Origin of the sequence: Streptomyces sindenensis (assembly GCF_014649035.1) — a bacterium.
Classification (GTDB): domain Bacteria; phylum Actinomycetota; class Actinomycetes; order Streptomycetales; family Streptomycetaceae; genus Streptomyces; species Streptomyces sindenensis.
On the sequence record NZ_BMSG01000004.1, the window covers coordinates 320,200 to 337,734 of the forward strand.

Consider the following 17,535-nt stretch of genomic DNA (forward strand, 5'->3'; position numbering starts at 1 on the left):
GAGGCCCCGCTCACGGTCCACGCGTGGCGAGGCCCCGCTCACGGTCCACGCGGCCCCCGCGTGGATCAGCCGCTCACGCGGGATCGACGCGGGAGACGACGCCGTCGCTGCTGAGCACGTACAGCTCGCCGTCACCGTCCTCCACGAACGAGATGACCTCCCCGCCGCTGACCCCGAGGTCACCGACGCCGGTCACCTCGCCGTTGTCCAGCTGGAGCGTCCGCAGGGTGCCGTCGCAGTAGTCGCTGAACACATAGCTCCCCCGGAGGTCCGGCAGCGCGTCGCCGCGGTAGACGAATCCGCCGGTCACCGAGCAGCCGAGGCCTGTGCGGTCGTACTCGTACACCGGCGGGACATGGTTCGCGGGCTCCGTGCCGCCCCGGAAGGGGTGCGTGCCCTCCATGGAGGCCCACCCGTAGTTCTCGCCGCCCTCGCTGTCCGCGGGGGCCCAGTCGATCTCCTCCCAGTCGCTCTGGCCGACGTCACCGATCAGCAGGTCGCCGGTGCCCGCGTCGAAGGAGAACCGCCACGGATTGCGCAGCCCGTACGCCCAGATCTCGTCCTTCGCGTTCGCGTCGTCCACGAACGGGTTGTCCGCCGGGATCGCGTACGGTTCGCCGCCGCTCGGGTCGATCCGCAGCAGCTTGCCGAGCAGGGTGTCGAGCTTCTGCCCGTTGCCATGCGGGTCGCCGCCCGAACCGCCGTCACCGAAGGCGATGTACAGGTAGCCGTCGGGGCCGAACCTGATGTCCCCGCCGTTGTGGTTCGCGTACGTCTGGGTCTGGGTGAGGACCGTGCGCCGTGTCTCCGGCTGGAGCCCGCCGTCCTCCACCGCGAACTCGTCGATCGTGCTGGTGCCTTCGAGATCGGTGTACGAGATGTAGAAGTGCGCGAACGTCTCGTCGAACGCGACGCCCAGCAGCCCGCGTTCGCCGTCGGTGGTGGTCTCGTCGGAGATGTCGAGGACGGGCTCCCCGAGCCCTGAATCGTCCAGAACTCTCACGGTGCCCGCGCGTTCGGCGATCCATACCGTGTCGTCCGGCCCGGCTGCCCCGGCCGACGGCCCCTGAGCCCTGGCCACTTCGGTCAGAGAGGCGCTGACCTGCTGAACGGGGGCGTCGGCGGGCTCGTCCGCCGACGCCGTGGCCAGTGCCAGGGATGTGACGAGGAAGAGTGTTCCGATGATCGCCGAGCTTCTGGTGCGAAATGTCACCGTGGCCTCCTGGAGGCGGCGAATGGGGGGAGTCACCCGGCTGCTCGTACGGAGTTGAGTGGGGGTACGCGCCGGCAGGCAACCTGGGTGGGGGCGGTGTGTCACCGGCTAAGGGTGAGGATAGAGGGACCGGCGCGGCCTGGACTAGACCAGCGTTGCCGCGTCTTCGGCCGAGAACCACTCGGTCTCCTGCGTATGGGAGCGCTCCAATCCCGTCAACTGCCGCACAATGCAAGGTAATTGCGCCGGGCTGCTTGACAGGCGTTGGATGTCGCGTCACTTTGGGAGCGCTCCCACGCACGTTTCCCCCACCGAACACCTCACCTCCTGAGCGTCACGGACCCCCGAACCGTCCGTCGACACCGCGACGGACGTACGAGAGGAGCACGGAGCCGCAATGAGCAGCAGAGGCACCACCACACCGCACGCACCACGGCACACCGCCGTCCCGCAGGCGCCCCGCCGAAGGGCCGCCGCCGCACTGTCCGCTCTGATCCTGGGCGCGTCACTCGCGGTCGCCGTTCCCGGACAGGCGTCGGCCGCGGCCCGCGTGGACAACCCCTATGAGGGCGCCACCGCCTACGTGAACCCCGACTGGTCCGCCAGGGCCGCCGCGGAACCCGGCGGAGCCGCCATCGCCGACGAGCCCTCGTTCGTCTGGATGGACCGCATCGCCGCGATCGACGGCACACCCGGCGCACGAGGTTTACGAGCGCACCTCGACACCGCCGTGAGCCAGGGAGCCGACCTCTTCCAGGTCGTCATCTACAACCTGCCCGGCCGGGACTGCGCCGCGCTCGCCTCCAACGGCGAACTCGGCCCCGCCGAACTCGACCGCTACAAGAGCGACTACATCGACCCCATCGCCGACATCCTCGACGACCCCGCCTACGCCTCTCTGCGCATCGTCACACTCATCGAACCGGACTCGCTGCCCAACCTCGTCACCAACGCCGGAGGCACGGCCGGTTCGACGCCCGAGTGCGCCACGATGAAGGCCAACGGCAACTACGAGAAGGGCATCGGGTACGCCCTTCACACGCTCGGAGCCATCCCCAACGTCTACAACTACGTCGACGCGGCCCACCACGGCTGGCTCGGCTGGGACTCCAACTTCATCCCCGCCGCACAGCAGTTCAAGAAGGCCGCGACGATGGAGGGCGCCACCGTCGCCGATGTCCACGGCTTCATCGTGAACACCGCCAACTACTCGGCGCTCAAAGAACCGCACTTCGCGGTGACCGACTCCGTGAACGGCACCACGGTGCGCCAGTCGCGCTGGATCGACTGGAACCATTACGTCGACGAGCTCTCGTTCGCCCAGGCCCTGCGCACCGAACTGGTCCGCCAGGGCTTCGCCTCCGACCTCGGCATGCTCATCGACACCGCCCGCAACGGCTGGGGCGGCTCCGCCCGGCCCACCGGCCCCGGGCCGCAGACGAGCGCCGACGCCTACGTCGACGGCAGCCGGACCGACCGCCGCATCCACGCCGGCAACTGGTGCAACCAGAGCGGCGCGGGCATCGGCGAGAGGCCCACGGCCGCACCCGAGCCGGGGATCGACGCCTACGTCTGGGCCAAGCCCCCGGGCGAGTCCGACGGCAGCAGCGAGCCCATCGACAACGACGAGGGCAAGGGCTTCGACCGGATGTGCGACCCGACGTACACCGGCAACGGCCGCAACGGCTACAACCTCACCGGCGCCCTGCCGAACTCCCCGGTGGCCGGGCACTGGTTCTCCGGACAGTTCCAGGAACTGCTCCGCAACGCCCACCCGCCGCTCGACGGAGGCAGCGGCACCGCGGGCCGGTGACACGCACGGCCGGTGACTCACACGGGCCGGTGAAACACGCGGGCCGGTGAAACACGCGGGCCGTGGCCGACGGGAACCGTTCCCCGACGGCCACGGTCCGCGCGCCCGGTTCAGCACACGTCGACGCGGTCACCGGAACTGGTCGTTCAGCGCGGCGGACGCCTTCACCGGCAGGGTGACCCTGGCGGCCCTGGGCACGGCGCTCCAGGTCGCCCCCTGGCCGGCGCCGTCGCTGAAGAAGTACGCCGAACCGGACCACCGCCACGGCCACCGCCGCCGGAGACGGAGACCGAAGCCCCGGTCGTGCGCGGCTCACCGCCGAAGGCCGGCGTTGAGCCGCGCGGCCTGCCGCGTCAGATGGTCGCGCTCGGCGAGCGTGGGGGCCTTGTGGGCGGCCTCCGCGTACAGCCGCGCGGCCGTCGACAGATCGCCGTCACGCTCGTGCAGATACGCCGCCACCGCCGTATGACGGGGCAACGCGTCGCTCAGCGACGCGAGTTCGGCCAGCCCGGCGCGCGGACCGTCGGCCTCGCCGACAGCGACCGCCCGGTTGAGCCGCACGACCGGGTTGTCCGTCAGACCGACCAGCTCGTCGTACCACTCGACGATCTGCACCCAGTCGGTCTCCTGCGCGGTCGGGGCGTCCGCGTGGAGCGCCGCGACGGCGGCCTGGGCCTGGAACTCGCCCAGCCGGTCCCGGGCGAGGGCCGCCTGGAGAATCCCCACGCCTTCGGCGATCATCCCGGTGTCCCACCGCCCCCGGTCCTGCTCGGCGAGCGGCACCAGGCTCCCGTCGGGCGCGGTCCGGGAGGCACGCCGGGCATGGTGGAGCAGCATGAGGGCGAGCAGCCCCGCCACTTCCGGGTGGTCGATCGCGGCCGCGAGCTGCCGGGTGAGCCGGATCGCCTCCGCCGCGAGGTCCACATCCCCGGAATACCCCTCGTTGAAGACGAGGTAGAGGACCCGCAGCACGGTGGAGACATCGCCGGGCCGATCGAAACGCACCCCGGAAACGGTGCGTTTCGCCCGGCTGATCCGCTGCGCCATGGTCGCCTCGGGCACCAGATACGCCCGGGCGATCTGCCGGGTCGTGAGCCCCCCGACCGCGCGCAGCGTGAGCGCGACCGCCGACGACGGCGTCAGCGACGGGTGGGCGCACAGGAAGTAGAGCTGGAGCGTGTCGTCCACCGCCGGCGCCGGGCCAGGCACCGGCTCCTCGTCGAGAAGGCCCTCGCGACGCCGCCGGGAGGCATCCGCCCGGGTCGCGTCGAGGAACCGTCGCCAGGCCACGGTGACCAGCCAGCCCTTCGGATCCCTCGGCGCGTCCTTCGGCCATACGCGGACCGCCTCGACCAGGGCGTCCTGCACCGCGTCCTCGGCCGCCGCGAAGTCTGCTCCGCGGCGGACGAGGACGGCGAGGACACTCGGGGTCAGGCTCCGCGGAAGGAGCTCGTCCATCGGTGCGTCACTCCGTGACGGTGGGCGGCGCGGTCAGGAACGGGCGCACCTCCAGCCACTCGTGGATCGGCTTCCCGCCGGCCCCCGGAGCCGCGGACAGCTCCCCGGCCAGCTCCACGGCCCGGTCGTGACTGTCCACATCGATGATCATCCAGCCGGCGATCAGATCCTTGGTCTCGGCGAACGGCCCGTCGGTGACCGGCGGGCGCCCCTCACCGTCGTACCGGACCCACGATCCCTCCGGCGCGAGCGCCTGACCGTCGACGAACTCCCCGGTCTTCTCCAACCGGTCCGCGAAGTCCTGCATGTACTGCATGTGCGCCGAGATCTCCTCGGGCGTCCACCGGTCCATCGGTACGTCGTTGACCGCTGCCGGGGCGCCGCGGTAGTGCTTGAGCAGCAGGTACTTGGCCATGAGTCTCTCCTCGGTGCAGGGCGGCCCATTCTGGCCGCTCTCACTACGGGGACGGAGCCGGATCCGGGTTCTCGACATCGCCGCCCGAAAACTTCTCGACTTCTTCCGACGGCCCGACGCCGGCCCGTGGCGGGTCTGCGAACGGCCCGCGAACGGCCCGCTTTCACTGCTCGCGCAGACCCCACGGAGAGCCGTACTCGACCAGCAGATCGAGGAACGGGCGAGGGTCCAGCGCCTCGGCGCCCAGCACACCCGCGCCGCTCCAGACACCGCCCGCCACCAGCTCCAGGGCGATCACCGGATTGATCGCCGTCTGCCAGACCACGGCCTGGGAGCCGTACTCGCGCATCGACCACTGATTGTCGACCACGTGGTAGAGGTACACCTCGCGGGGCGCGCCGTTCTTCGTGCCCTTCACCCAGGTACCGGCACAGGTCTTGCCCCGCATCAGCTCGCCGAGGGAGGCCGGGTCGGGCAGACAGGCCGCGACCACGTCCCGGGGTGAGACGGTGCCGCCGGGCACGGTCACCCTGTCCGTGCGGTCGAGGCCGAGCCGGTGCAGCGTCTTGAGGGTCTCGATGAACTCCTCGCCCAGCCCGTACTTGAACGTGACGCGCCGGGACTCCACCCAGCGCGGGATCAGCAGGACCTCCTCGTGCTCGACATTGACGCACTCCACCGGACCGATGCCCTCGGGGAAATCGAAGACCTCGGGTTCACTGAACGGCGCCGTCGTGAACCAGCCCCGGTCCTTCTCCCAGACCACCGGCGGGTTGAGGCACTCCTCGATCGTGGTCCAGATCGAGAACGACGGGGCGAAGTCATGGCCCTCGACGGTGAGATTCGCACCGTCCCGGACACCGATCTCCTCGATCTCGTCGAACAGCTCCTCCGCCGCGTACCGGGCGAAGACATCGGAGAGCCCCGGCTCGACACCCACGCCGACGAGCGCGAGCCGCCCCGCCTCCTCCCACGCCCCGGCACGCTCGAACTGCCCGTCGCCGAGCTTGACCCCGCACTCCTCGTTCGGACGTTCCGGATGCGGGGACGACAGGGACATGGCCATGTCCAGATAGTCGACCCCGGCGGCCAGCGCCGCGTCGAACAACGACAGCACGAACCGGGGATCGGTGGCGTTCACGAGGATGTCGCACCGCTGCTCCGCGATCAGCGCGGCGACCGCCGCCCCGTCCGAGGCATCGACGCGCAGCGCGGTGAACCTGCCCTCGTCCCCACCGAGCGCCGCCACCGCGGCTTCGGCGCGGGAGAGGTCGTAGTCGGTGACGACCATGTGGTCGAAGAAGGAGCGGCGGGCGGCGATTCTGGTGATCGCCGTCCCCACGCCACCTGCACCGACGAGAAGTACGCGCATGGCGGATGTGCCTTTCGTCGAGGGGCCGGGCCCTGCGGGCCGGTGCCCATGGATTCGTCCATGAAAGAGGCGCACCCGAGTAACGTCAACGGCGTTGGCGTAAGGTGGGAGGCCAGCAGGTGAGCACCGCTGAACCGGCATCGAGAGCATGAGAAGAGAGGTCCGGATGGCGAAGAAGGTCGTCCCGGAGGAGGCGCGACGGCGCAGGCGGCCGACACGCCACGGCGTCGTCGTCACCCAGCAGCTGATCGTCGAGACCGCACTGCGCATGCTCCACGAACACGGCAGGGACGGACTGACCGTGCGCCGCCTCGGCCTCGCCCTCGGCGCCGACCCGAGCACCCTCTACCGCTACTTCCGCGGCATCGACGACCTGACCCTCGCCATCGCCGACGAACTGATCGCCCGCGCGATGCACGGCCGGCGGTCCACCGGACAGTGGCGCACCGACCTGCGCGAGATCGGCCTGCGCATTCACGCCGCCTATCTGGCCCACCCGGAGGCCGCCGTGCTGACCGCCAGCCGGGTCAGCGGCCGGGCCAACGAGATCGCCGGCGACGAGACCGTCCTCGGCATCCTGCGCTCGACCGGCCTGCCCGACGCGGACGTCGTACGGATCTACCAGGCGTTCGTCGACCAGGCACTCGCCTTCTCCGCACTGGACGCCGCGAGCCTCGCCCTGCCCGAAGAGGCCCGCGCGGCCGACGAACGGGTCTGGCGCGCCACCTACGCCGAACTGCCGGCCCGAACCCACCCGAACATCGCCGCCCTCGCCCCGCTGCTGGTCGCGAGGATGAACGACAGCGCGTACCCCACGGCCCTGGAGATGCTGCTCGACAGCGCGGAGGCCAGCATCGGGCGCGCGCGCCGGGACACCGACCCGGACCATGCCTGACCTCCGGGCACCCACCGCCCGCGAGGCCGCACCCACCCGTGTGGCGGCCCCGGGGACCACCACGCAGACTGGCCGGAGGCGCGGAACGAGACGACAGCCCCGGAGAGGCCTGGACGATGGGCGAGTACGCGGACCTGCCAGGTGTCAGAACCTGGTACGAGACCGAGGGCACGGGCGATCCCCTCGTCCTGCTGCACGGCGGCTTCTGCACCAACGACACATGGGGCGCCCAGCGCACCGACCTCGCCGCCGCCCACCGCGTGTACCTTCCGGAACGACGCGCCCACGGGCACACGGCCGATGTCGCCGGCCCTCTGACGTACCAGGACATGGCGGATGACACCGTGGCCTTCCTGGAGACGGTCGTCGAAGGACCGGCACACCTGGTGGGCTGGAGTGACGGGGGAGTCGTCGCACTGCTCGTCGCCGGGGACCGCCCCGACCTCGTACACAAGGTCGTCACGATCGGGGCCAACTTCCGCCCGGGCCCCGAGTGCTTCACCGAGCCGTCGATACTGGACGGGATGACGCCGTCCGGACCCGACCTGGCGTTCTTCCGGGAGCTGTACGAACCCGTCGCACCGGACGGCCCGGACCACTGGCCGGTGGTGGCCGCGAAGGTGCTCGACATGTGGCGCACCCAGCCGACGCTGACGCCCGAGGACCTGGCCCGCATCGAGGCGCGCACCCTGGTGGTGTCCGGCGACGACGACCTGATGACGCTGGAGCACACCACAGCCCTGTACCGCGCGATCCCGGACGCCGAACTGGCTGTCGTGCCCGGGGCGTCCCACCTGGTCCCGCTGGAGAAGCCGGCTCTCGTCAACCGGTTGATCCTCGACCACCTGACGCAGGAGGCGGCGGAGACGATGATGCCCATCCGCCGCGCGAAGCCCGGGGCCACCACACCCTGACGGCCGTCACACACACGCAGACGCGCCCGGGGCCGGGCTTCACTCGGCGACCCGCGGGAGGGATTCCTCCGCCCCGCGGACCTCGGCGACGGTCCGCGCCTCCCTCTTCAGCGCCCGCCGCACCGCGGCGGACAGCGCGGAGAACCCCGTCACCGTCACCTCCACCCGTCGCCCCGAACCGCGAGCCCGCCACGTACCGACGATCTGCGACCCGAAGAGTCCGGCCTGCCGGAGGAGCAGCCCCGATCGAACCCATGGGCCGCCTCGCGGTGACGCATGACCTGCTCGCGGCCCACATCGATTCGTGCGGGGCGGTTCACCTGCTGCCTCCTCACCACAGGCTTTATGCGCTACCGCTACCGCTACCGCTACCGCCACCGGCACCCGCCCGGCCGCCGGCAGAAGGCACGGCAGCCCGAAGCGGACGGAGATCAGCGCAAGGCAAGATGGCCGGATTTATGCTGTCCGAATGCGATCTGCTCCTCGGTGGGCCTTGGTCTCCTCCGGATGCGCTCCCATCCTGTTGGTCGGCTCCTGGACGATCGCGCAGGTGCGCCAGGGCCCGGCGTACGACCCCGCGACGGACACTCTGAGCGTGCTCGCCTCCTACGGCGCCACCAGCTACTGGCTGATGACGGGGATGCTCCTGGTGCTGGGGACGTGCTACGTGGCGACGGCGCACGCGCTCCGGCAGGCGGCGCTCCCCGGCCGGGCTGCCCTCGCCGGCGGTGGACTGTCCGCGCTGGCCCTGACCCTGGTGCCCGCCCCGAGCAGCGGCGGGGCGCTGGAGCACGGGGCGGTGGCCACGGTGGGCGTGGTGCTCCTGGCGGTGTGGCCGCCCCTGGCCGCAGTCCGAGGCGGGGGGCCGGTGCCCTGGGGGCTGCGCCTGGACGTGTCGCTCGCCGCGAGCGCGCTCATGTTCGCGAGTGCCTTGTGGTTCCTGGCGGAGCTCCAGAGCGCACGGGCCCCCGGCACCGCGGAGCGCGTCGTGACGTTTCTCCAGGCGTTGTGGCCTTTCCTGGTGGTTCTCTCCTGCCGGAGAGGCGTCACCGACCGGGCTCCGGGATGAATCCGGAGCAGGGAGCCGGAAGGGCTACGCGACCGCCCGGCACCGCAGCCAGGCGTCGAGAACCGTGTAGTCGCCGCCCCTGAGGCCCTGCCGGGGCTCCACCCGGTGGAGCAGAGCGGGGCCCGGGTGGTGGACGGCGACCCAGGACCGGTCGATGCCGGTGATCTCGTCGTCGACCCAGACGAAGGGCCGGCCGGCGGCCCAGGCGACGAGGGTGCGGGTCTTCCAGTGCAGCCCGCTCCGCACGTCCTCTTCCTCCTCCTCGTAACCGACGGCGCCACCGGCCTCCGAGGGCCCCGGCAGGCCGACGACCGGCAACGACGGCAGGCCGATACGAGGGGCGACCCAGGTGTTCGCGTCCTCCATCCAGGTGGTCGCCCAGACGAGTTCGCACGGCAGAGCCGCCAGGCGCGGCCCGTGCTGTGGATTGATCCTGGCCAGGAGCGGATTCTCCCGGGCGCCCGGGTCTTCCGGGCCGGTCTCGTAGGTCGGGTACGGGCGGGAGGCGCCGAAGGGGATGAGCGGTCCGTCGACATCAAGGAACAGCAGCGGACGCAGGGCTGTGGGAGTCACGCGGGCACGATAGCGACGACCCCCACCGGACCTCGACCTTGGCCGGAGTCCGGTGGGGGCCGGTAGGACGCGGGCGGGTTCAGGTGAGGGGCTCGACCCACACATTCCGGTAGCGGACCTTGCTGCCGTGGTCCTGGAGCCTGAGCGCACCGGCCGTCGGGCCCTCGGCCGCACCGCCGCCGGTGGGTCCGTCGACGGCGACGTCGTCGTGGACGGTGACGCCGTTCCACACGACCGTGACCCGGGCGTCCTGCGCCTTGTTGCCCGAAGCGTCGTAACGGGCGGCGCGGAAGGTGATGTCGTACGTCTGCCAGGTCTCCGCAGCCGTGGCCGCGTTCACGTCCGGCGCCTTCTTGGTGTAGATCGCCCCCGCCTCGTTGTCCGCGAGCGTGGTGTCACCGTACGAGTCGAGGATCTGCACCTCGTAGCGTTCCTGGAGGTAGACACCGCTGTTGGCGCGGTCCTGGCCGGTGACGTCCGGCGGAAGGTTCGGCAGCCAGAACTCCACATGCGCGCGGAAGTCCTGGAAACCCTGCTTGGTCCGCAGGTCACCACCGGCGACCTCCATCGCCCCGCCGCTCACCGGCCACTCGGGCGTTCGTCCGTCCGGGTGCTGCCAGGCCGCCTTGCCGGTGCCGTCGAAGAGCTGGACGCGGGCACCCTTCGGATGGACGGCGATCATGTCCAGGTTGACGTGCCCCGTGTCGCCGCTGTCGTAGGAGTAGGTGATCGTGTTGCGGCCCTCGCGCAGCTCCAGCTGTTCGGTCCCGGTCGACCAGGTCTTCCAGTCGATGGTGGAGAGCAGCTTGGTCTGGCGCACCTTCTCACCGTTGACGTGGACGCTCACCGTCTTCGTCCCGGGCGCAGGGTTGGGCCCGTTGGAGTAGCGCAGACCCACGTCGTACGTTCCCGCCTCGCCTGCCTCCACATCGAAGGTGACCGCCGCCCCTTCCTGGCCGAAGTTGTCGACGAAGCCGCCGCCCGAGTACCCCGCGTGCTCGGTGTCGAAGCCCGCGCCTCCGGTGAGGGTGGCCTCCTCCGCCTCGTACTGGGTGGCGGGCGGCTGGTCGCCGGGCAGGGCGTTGAGGGTGTACCAGGCTTCCGTGCTCCACAGCTCAGCGCCGCCGGCGGAGGCGAAGGGGCGCGGCGAGCGGACATGGACGACCCGGTTCGCCTTGAGCCCGGGAATGGTCAGCGTCACCTTCCTGCGATCCTCGGACAGAGCGGCCCCACTGACCCCGAGGGCCTCCTCGTCGATCTTCGGACCTCCGTACGCGGGCGTCGGGGCGTACGTCCACTGCTCGACCCGGTAGCTCTCGGCGAGCTTCGCCGCGGTCTCCTCGGAGAGCGGCTCGGTGTACTCCAGTTCAAAACCGCCCGGCTTCGCCCGCATGGCCAGGATGTCGAAGGCCTTGTCACCGCTGGGGGACAGCTTCTGGAGCCCGTAGGTCAGCTTGCCCTCCTGCCCCCAGTTGCCGCCCGCGCCCAGGCCGCCGGCGTAGATCGCACCGTCCGGGCCCATGCTGATCCGGTTGACGCCGGCTTCGAGACCCTGCGTGAAGCGGAACACCGCCCCCTGGTACTCCCCGTCGACCTTCTCCAGGTACGCGCGCTGGATGCCGCCGTACGTCACGTCCCCGAACAGCATCTGCCCGGCGAACCGCCCCTCGGTCAACTGCAGAGGAGTGCTGGGCGAGTTGGCTATCTCGTTCTGCGGCAGCCACAGCACCGGCTTGGCGACTGGCTTGTCGTCGAAGGGGCCGGAGGGGTTGGTGTAATGGTTGAAGAAGCGGTCCTGCTTGATGTGGAGCAGCTTCGAAGAGGGCAGCCAGCCGCCCTGGTTGTCGAGGACGAACATGTCGCCCCCGGGACCCCAGCCGATGCCGTTGGGCGTCCGCAGACCACCGGCGATGTAGTCGACCTCGCCGGTCTCCTTGTCCACCTTGATGGTCGAACCCCGGTTCGGCGCCGGCTGCGGATCGGTGGTCGCCCCGCCCAGATCGATCGCCACGGACAGGTTCAGATAGAAGTACCCGTCCCGGTAGAGCAGCCCGAAGGCGAACTCATGGAAATTCCCGCCGTACGGCCACGTCGCCACCGTCCGCCGCTCATCGGCCACATCGTCGCCGTCGGAGTCGGTGAGCTCGGTGAGTTCGTGCTTCTGGGAGACGTACAGCTTGCCGTCGACGGCCTTGATGCCCATGGGCTCCTTGAGCCCGTCGGCGACCTTCTTGGCGCTCACCTTTCCCGCATCGGTCTCGCCCTGGACGTTGTCGAGGAGATAGACCTCGCCGGTGGTGTTGTCGGTACCACCCCAGGTGGTGATGGCGAGCCGCCCGTCGGGCAGCCAGTCCATCGCGGTGACCTGCGGCTCGAAGCCCGCCGGGCGCAGATCGGTGAGCGCGTAGTCCGGGTGCGTCCCGGTCAGGGGCAGCCCGTCGCCGGGGGAGTCGAAGGCGCCTTCGCACTCCTTGCGGCCCGGTGCCGTCACCCGTACGACGTCGGCGTCGGTGCTGAGTACGGAGCCCGGCACGACGGCGAAGTCGGCGGCGCCCGGCGGCTTCCATTCGAGGGTGACCTGCTGGCCACCGGTGCGATCGAAGTGATCGATGCGCAATGCGTGGTGCCCGGTGGTCAGTTCGGCCGATCCGTCCTTGGGCTCCGCGCCGTGCAGCCCGTCGTGATCGATGACCGTGGAGTCGTCGATCCGCAGCCGCGAGCCGTCGTCGCTGATCAGGCGGAAGTCGTACGTCCCGTCCTCGGGAACGGTCAGGTTGGCGATGACCTCGGAGAGGAAGTGATCGTCGACGCCGAAGTCGTCCGGCGAACTCCAGTCGATGCCGGGCATCAACTTGTCGACGTTCGGGGTCTGCCCGGTCTTGATGTCGCACATCTTGTCGAGGGGCACCTGCACATCGAAGACCCGCAGGGTGACCCCCGGTTCCTGAGGCGGGAGTTCGTCGTGCGGCCTCGGTGCCGGAGCGGCGGAGGCCGGCGAGGCGGCGAACGCGCCGACGAGAAAGGCAGAGACCAGCAGACCGGTGAGGTGTCTGCGGCAACGGTGGAGCGGCCGTGGATGCATTCTTCCTCCTGGCCCCTCGCGGCGAGGGGCGCGTCGCGGCGGTGGGTGGGGCCACCCGGCGCCCGGGGGTGAACGTTCGGCTCGTACGTGTGCGGCAGCGCGCCGTCCGGACAGGACAAGGGGGCTGGGGTTCCGGTGGCTGCGCCGAGAACAGTAGGAGGCTTCTACCGGCGGCGTCCATACTTCGTCACCACAGTGTTCAAAGTTCGCGGGTGTTGGTGCAAAGTAGCCAAACCCCTTTGTTGGCACAGCATCTGACGTCTCATCAGTGCTGAAGGGTGACTGAAGGGGACTGGACCGGCGGAACATGGGGGACCTGGTCGAGAGTCCGGAGAATGCGTTGCGAGGGGGTCCGGGACTGTCGCGAGGGGGTCCGGGACTGAGGACTCGTTCATCGAGCCCGCACATCACCCGGCAAGAACTTCAGAGTTCTCACTCCATGCCGCCCAAGTTGCTCGACTGGGTATCACCGTCACTATGTGTTGGGAGCAGAAGATGCGTCACGCTGAACACGAGGCCGCCTGCGGGAACGCGGCCACACCCGTTGCGGACGGCGGACCGGAAGAGACCGTCTGGGGGCTGTTCGAGGCCCAGGTGGCGCGCCGGGGGAGCCGGACCGCTGTGGTGGACGGGGCGGCCGACATCGACTACGAGCGGTTGAGGGCCCGGGCGGAGGCGATAGCCGCGGAGCTGGCGGCCCGAGGCGTGGCACCGGGCGCGCTCGTCGGTGTGTGTCTGGGGCGGACGTGGGAGCTTGTCGCGACGTTGCTGGGAGTGCTGCGGGCGGGCTGTGCCTATGTGCCCATGGATCCCGCCTACCCGGCCGAACGGGTGCGTTACATGATCGAGCACTCCCGGGCGGACTCGGTGGTGGTCGACGCCGGTACGGAGGCGTTGTGCTCGGCGGCTCCCGATCGCGTACGCCTCGACGCGGTCCCGGACCGCCCGGCGGCATCGCGGACGGTGTCGCCGACGGACTGCTCGCACGGTGATCTCGCGTACGTCATCTACACCTCGGGATCGACCGGGAAACCCAAGGGCGTGGCCGTGGAGCACCGCAGTGTGGTGGCGATGGCAGCCTCGATGCGCTGGCTCCTGAAAGACGAGGAGCTGGCGGGCGTTCTGGCGGCGGCCTCGGTCTGCTTCGACCCCTCGGTGATGGAGATTCTGGGGACGCTGGTCCTCGGCGGCACGGTGATCCTGGCCGAGAACGCCCTCGCTCTGCGCGAGTTGCCCGCAGCGCACCGCGTGCGCACGGCCATCACGGTGCCGTCCGCGATGAAGGCGCTGCTCGCGGCCGGACCGCTGCCCGGCGGATTGCGGTGTGCGGTGCTGGGCGGTGAGGTCCTGTCCCGTTCTCTGGTGGAGAGGTTGCGAGCTGACCCCAGTGCGCCGCGCATCGTGAACGTCTACGGCCCGACCGAGGCCACCGTGTTCGTCACCGCCGCGGAAGTGGGCAGCGGGCCGATCACCATCGGCAGCCCGGTCCCGCACGTGCGGGCGTACGTGCTGGACGAGTCCCTGCGGCCGGTATCGGGAGGGGCGGTGGGGGAGTTGGCCCTTGCGGGCGATCAGTTGGCCAGGGGATATCTTCATGATGATATGCGGACCCGGGAGGGTTTTCCCGTGCCTGGTTTGGGTGGTGCGGTTGTGGAGGGGCGGGTCTACCGGACTGGTGATCTGTGCCGGTGGACGGCGTCGGGGGAGTTGGAGTTCCTTGGCCGTGTGGACCGGCAGGTGAAGGTTCGGGGGCATCGGGTCGAGCTTGACGAGATCGAGGCTGTGGTCGGCTCGTTGCCGGGGGTGGCGGAGGCTGCGGTGGTCGCTGCCGCGGGCGAGGGCAAGAGTGTGCTCGTGGCGTATGTGGTGTGTCGGGAGGGGGCGGTGTCGGTTTCGGCTGTTCGCTCCGGGGTGGCCGGTCGTCTGCCGGGGTACATGGTTCCGCACCATGTGATGGTGTTGGAGGAGTTGCCGAAACTGCCGAACGGCAAGGTGGACCGGCTTCGGCTTCCGGCCCCTGCGCGCCTCGGTGAGGAGAGGGCCGCCGAGGAGGAGACCGGTTCGGATGGCCCGGCTGTCTCGCGGACCGGTCCGGCCTTGTTGCGCTTGCCGTGGGGGCAGCGGCGTCCGGTGCTGCTGAGGATGGTGCTGGAAGAGGTGGCGGTGCTTGTCGGTGTTTCGGGCCCCGGTGCGGTCCGGCCGGATGAGCCGTTGGCGGGGGTGGGGTTTGATTCGCTGGACATGGCGGAGCTGAGGGTGCGTCTGTCGCGGGGGCTGGCTGTTGAGGTGCCTTCGTCGGTGCTGGTGGAGCAGATGTCTTGCGAGGAGGTGGTGGAGGGGCTGCTGGGGTTGCTGGACTGTGGGCCGGGCGACGAGGTGCCCGGGGGCGTGCAGGGCGCACGGGGTGCCGGGAGTGCTGGGGGTGCGGACCGGCTCGATGTGTTCCAGGACCAGCTCCGATCCGGGCACCCTCCGGCCTTTGCCGCAGGGGTACCGGCCTGGTCGGCGACCGACCGAGGCGTACTCGTACAGCACTTCCGGGATCTCCTGGCGCGCTCGGGACTGGACCCGTACGGAAAGATCGTCCGTACCGGGAGCGCCGAGCGGGGTCTGGTCGCCGACCCGGTGACGGGCGAGGAGCGCGAGGCGCTGATCTGGACCACGAACCTCTACCTCGGACTCAACCGCGACGAGGAGGTCGTCGAGGAGGCACGCAGGGCGCTGAGCCGGTTCGGTACCGGGATGGGGATATCAGCGGCGGGCTCGGGCCAGACCGGCCTCCACACGGACTTCGAGCGCGAATTCGCCGCCATGGTGGGGAAACCGGCTGCCTGTTTGTTCCCGACGGGGTTCACCGCGAGCCTCGGAGCCGTCGCCGGGGTCGTCGGCGAACAGGACGTCGTGGTCATGGACCAGCTCTGCCACGCCTCGCTGGTGGACGGGGCTCGCCTGAGCGGTGCGCGGGTGCGGACTTTCCGGCACAACGACGTGGCCGGCCTGCGGGCGGTTCTCAAAGAGGAGTCCTCGCCCTACCGCACGACGCTGGTGGTCCTCGAGAGCGTGTACAGCATGGGCGAGGGTGCGGCGCCGCTGCGGGAGATCGTGTCCGCCGCGAAGGAGGCCGGTGCGCTCGTTCTCGTGGACGAGGCCCACTCGTTCGGGCTCTACGGAGCGCGGGGCGCCGGACTGTGCGCCGCGGAAGGCGTCACCGGTGAAGTCGACTTCGTCCTCACGACTCTGAGCAAGGCTCTCGGGAGCATCGGCGGTGTGGTCGCTGCCCGGGAGGAGCACGTTGCCCTGCTGAGGGCGTCGGCGAGGTCGTACGTCTTCCAGGCGAACATTTCACCGGCCGATGTGGCCGCGGCCCTGGCTGCCCTGCGCAGGGTTGCCACGGGCGACGCGCTGCGGGCCAGGCTGTGGGACACCGCGCACTACATGCGCCGGCGCTTCTCGGACGCCGGTTTCGAACTCGGTACGGGGGACGGGCTGATCATCACCCCCTTCTTCTCCGACGGCGAGAAGCTGCGTGAGGTGGCGCGGGGTCTTTTCCGCCGGGGCGTCCATGCCGCTGCCGTGACCTACCCGATTGTCGAACGGGGGCGAGGCCGCCTGAGGTTCATCTGTTCGGCGTCCCACACCCGAGCGGACGTCGACGAGACGCTCCGGGCGTTGATCGATGCCGAGGCGGAAGCGGCGGCAGCTCCCGTGCCACACGGTGATACCGACGCGCGAGGGGAGAGGAACGGCAATTCCGCATCAGGTGACGTGGCGGGCTGGGCCGATGCGTTGACGGCCCACCTGGAATCGGTCCTGCCCGGGCTTCCCGCTCCGGCGCCACATCTCGCGGTCACGATCGTGCGGCCGGGAGAGGAAGAGGATCTTGTGGTCCGGATCAACGAGTACGGGGTCACCCGGGAACCTGACAGCACCGGACTGACGCCTGCCTGTTCCCTTCGCCTGATGGACGATGAGGCAGCAGCCGCGCTGTGCTCGCGGAACGTGGAGAGCCTGCTGGAGAGCGTGATCGGGGGCACATGTGTGCTCGCGGGCCGTACACAGCCGTTCGTCTGGCTGATCGGACGGCTCAGTGAGTGGCAGGGTTCAACGAGCGGCGCGTGAGGAAAGAGGCGTGGTCCCCCGGCGGGGCGGCCTGTGCGAGCACGCTGTCTCAGCCTCCCCCCGGGCCGGCCCGAGGGGAGGTACCTCACGGCCGCCCGGCCCCCCCTCTTCGCCAAAGCGGTCGCCAGGGCCGCGGTCTGTGATTCCGGCTGTGCTTCCACTGGGCCTGCCGCCCTGCGGGCTTTGCGGGCGCCGGCCCCGTGCTGGTGGGCCCCGCAGGACGTCGATTCGATGCCGACCATCGACCGGTCGATCCGGGTGGCAGATGCGGCTCCAGTAACGACCACTCGCGGTTCGTCAGATCCCCCCGACCCGCGCCCGAACCAACGAGCGACCGGTCGGAAGGACGCATGATCCGCCGGCCGGAACCTAGACGAGGCAGCTGACGAATCTCCGGTTCGGATCACGAAGGCAACGGGTCGCTGTCCCAGTGCCAGGGGGTGATGGTGGACCAGGCGTGAAGGTAGTCGCGGGCTGCGAAGGCCGAAGGGACGAGGTCGGGAGTCACACCGAAGGCGTCGGTCAGGGTGGGGAGGGCGTCCGCGAGAGTGCCTAGGGGTCGTCTTCAAAGGGGATCGGGTGGTGAGAGATGATCCTGGTCATGGTGCGTCG

At 70.2% G+C, this 17,535-nt stretch carries 10 protein-coding genes and 1 pseudogene; 5 read left to right on the top strand and 6 right to left on the bottom strand.

The window, feature by feature from the left end:
- Positions 1-73: 73 nt before the first annotated feature.
- On the bottom strand, positions 74-1,213 hold the full coding sequence (locus IE145_RS08220; protein ID WP_189520218.1) for a PQQ-dependent sugar dehydrogenase: 1,140 nt from the start codon (positions 1,211-1,213) through the stop codon (positions 74-76).
- Positions 1,214-1,610: 397 nt separating this feature from the next.
- On the opposite strand from IE145_RS08220, the pseudogene IE145_RS08225 reads away from it, so the two are divergent.
- Positions 1,611-3,011: pseudogene (locus IE145_RS08225) on the top strand (glycoside hydrolase family 6 protein); the annotation flags it as partial.
- A gap of 327 nt (positions 3,012-3,338) precedes the next feature.
- Here the strand turns inward: IE145_RS08225 and IE145_RS08230 are convergent.
- The 3 genes from IE145_RS08230 to IE145_RS08240 form a co-directional block, all read right to left on the bottom strand.
- Positions 3,339-4,484 carry an RNA polymerase sigma factor gene (locus tag IE145_RS08230; protein WP_189520219.1) on the bottom strand — a complete coding sequence of 382 codons (1,146 nt, stop codon included), beginning with the start codon at positions 4,482-4,484 and terminating at the stop codon, positions 3,339-3,341.
- Between the two features lie 7 nt (positions 4,485-4,491).
- Entirely contained in the window at positions 4,492-4,899 is a 408-nt protein-coding gene (locus IE145_RS08235) for a YciI family protein (protein ID WP_030587467.1), read from the bottom strand.
- A gap of 163 nt (positions 4,900-5,062) precedes the next feature.
- On the bottom strand, positions 5,063-6,271 hold the full coding sequence (locus IE145_RS08240; RefSeq protein WP_189520220.1) for a saccharopine dehydrogenase family protein: 1,209 nt from the start codon (positions 6,269-6,271) through the stop codon (positions 5,063-5,065).
- Between the two features lie 166 nt (positions 6,272-6,437).
- Between IE145_RS08240 and IE145_RS08245 the strand changes: the two genes are divergently transcribed.
- From IE145_RS08245 to IE145_RS08255, 3 genes are all read left to right on the top strand, one after another.
- Positions 6,438-7,166: a TetR/AcrR family transcriptional regulator gene (locus IE145_RS08245; RefSeq protein ID WP_189520245.1), complete on the top strand. Its 729-nt coding sequence runs from the start codon at positions 6,438-6,440 to the stop codon at positions 7,164-7,166.
- 116 nt (positions 7,167-7,282) lie between these two features.
- Complete coding sequence (locus tag IE145_RS08250) at positions 7,283-8,080, top strand: alpha/beta fold hydrolase (protein WP_189520221.1); 798 nt, start codon at positions 7,283-7,285, stop codon at positions 8,078-8,080.
- Between the two features lie 469 nt (positions 8,081-8,549).
- Positions 8,550-9,149, top strand: coding sequence for a DUF998 domain-containing protein (locus tag IE145_RS08255; protein ID WP_189520222.1), 600 nt, complete (start codon positions 8,550-8,552; stop codon positions 9,147-9,149).
- A gap of 24 nt (positions 9,150-9,173) precedes the next feature.
- On the opposite strand, the gene IE145_RS08260 is transcribed toward IE145_RS08255, so the two are convergent.
- Positions 9,174-9,722 (bottom strand): HAD domain-containing protein, encoded by a 549-nt coding sequence (locus IE145_RS08260; protein ID WP_189520223.1) that lies wholly within the window; start codon positions 9,720-9,722, stop codon positions 9,174-9,176.
- A 79-nt stretch (positions 9,723-9,801) separates the two neighbouring features.
- Positions 9,802-12,804 (bottom strand): 3-keto-alpha-glucoside-1,2-lyase-like domain-containing protein, encoded by a 3,003-nt coding sequence (locus IE145_RS08265; RefSeq protein ID WP_189520224.1) that lies wholly within the window; start codon positions 12,802-12,804, stop codon positions 9,802-9,804.
- A 495-nt stretch (positions 12,805-13,299) separates the two neighbouring features.
- Between IE145_RS08265 and IE145_RS08270 the strand changes: the two genes are divergently transcribed.
- Complete coding sequence (locus IE145_RS08270; protein WP_229825410.1) at positions 13,300-16,923, top strand: amino acid adenylation domain-containing protein; 3,624 nt, start codon at positions 13,300-13,302, stop codon at positions 16,921-16,923.
- Positions 16,924-17,535 lie beyond the last annotated feature (612 nt).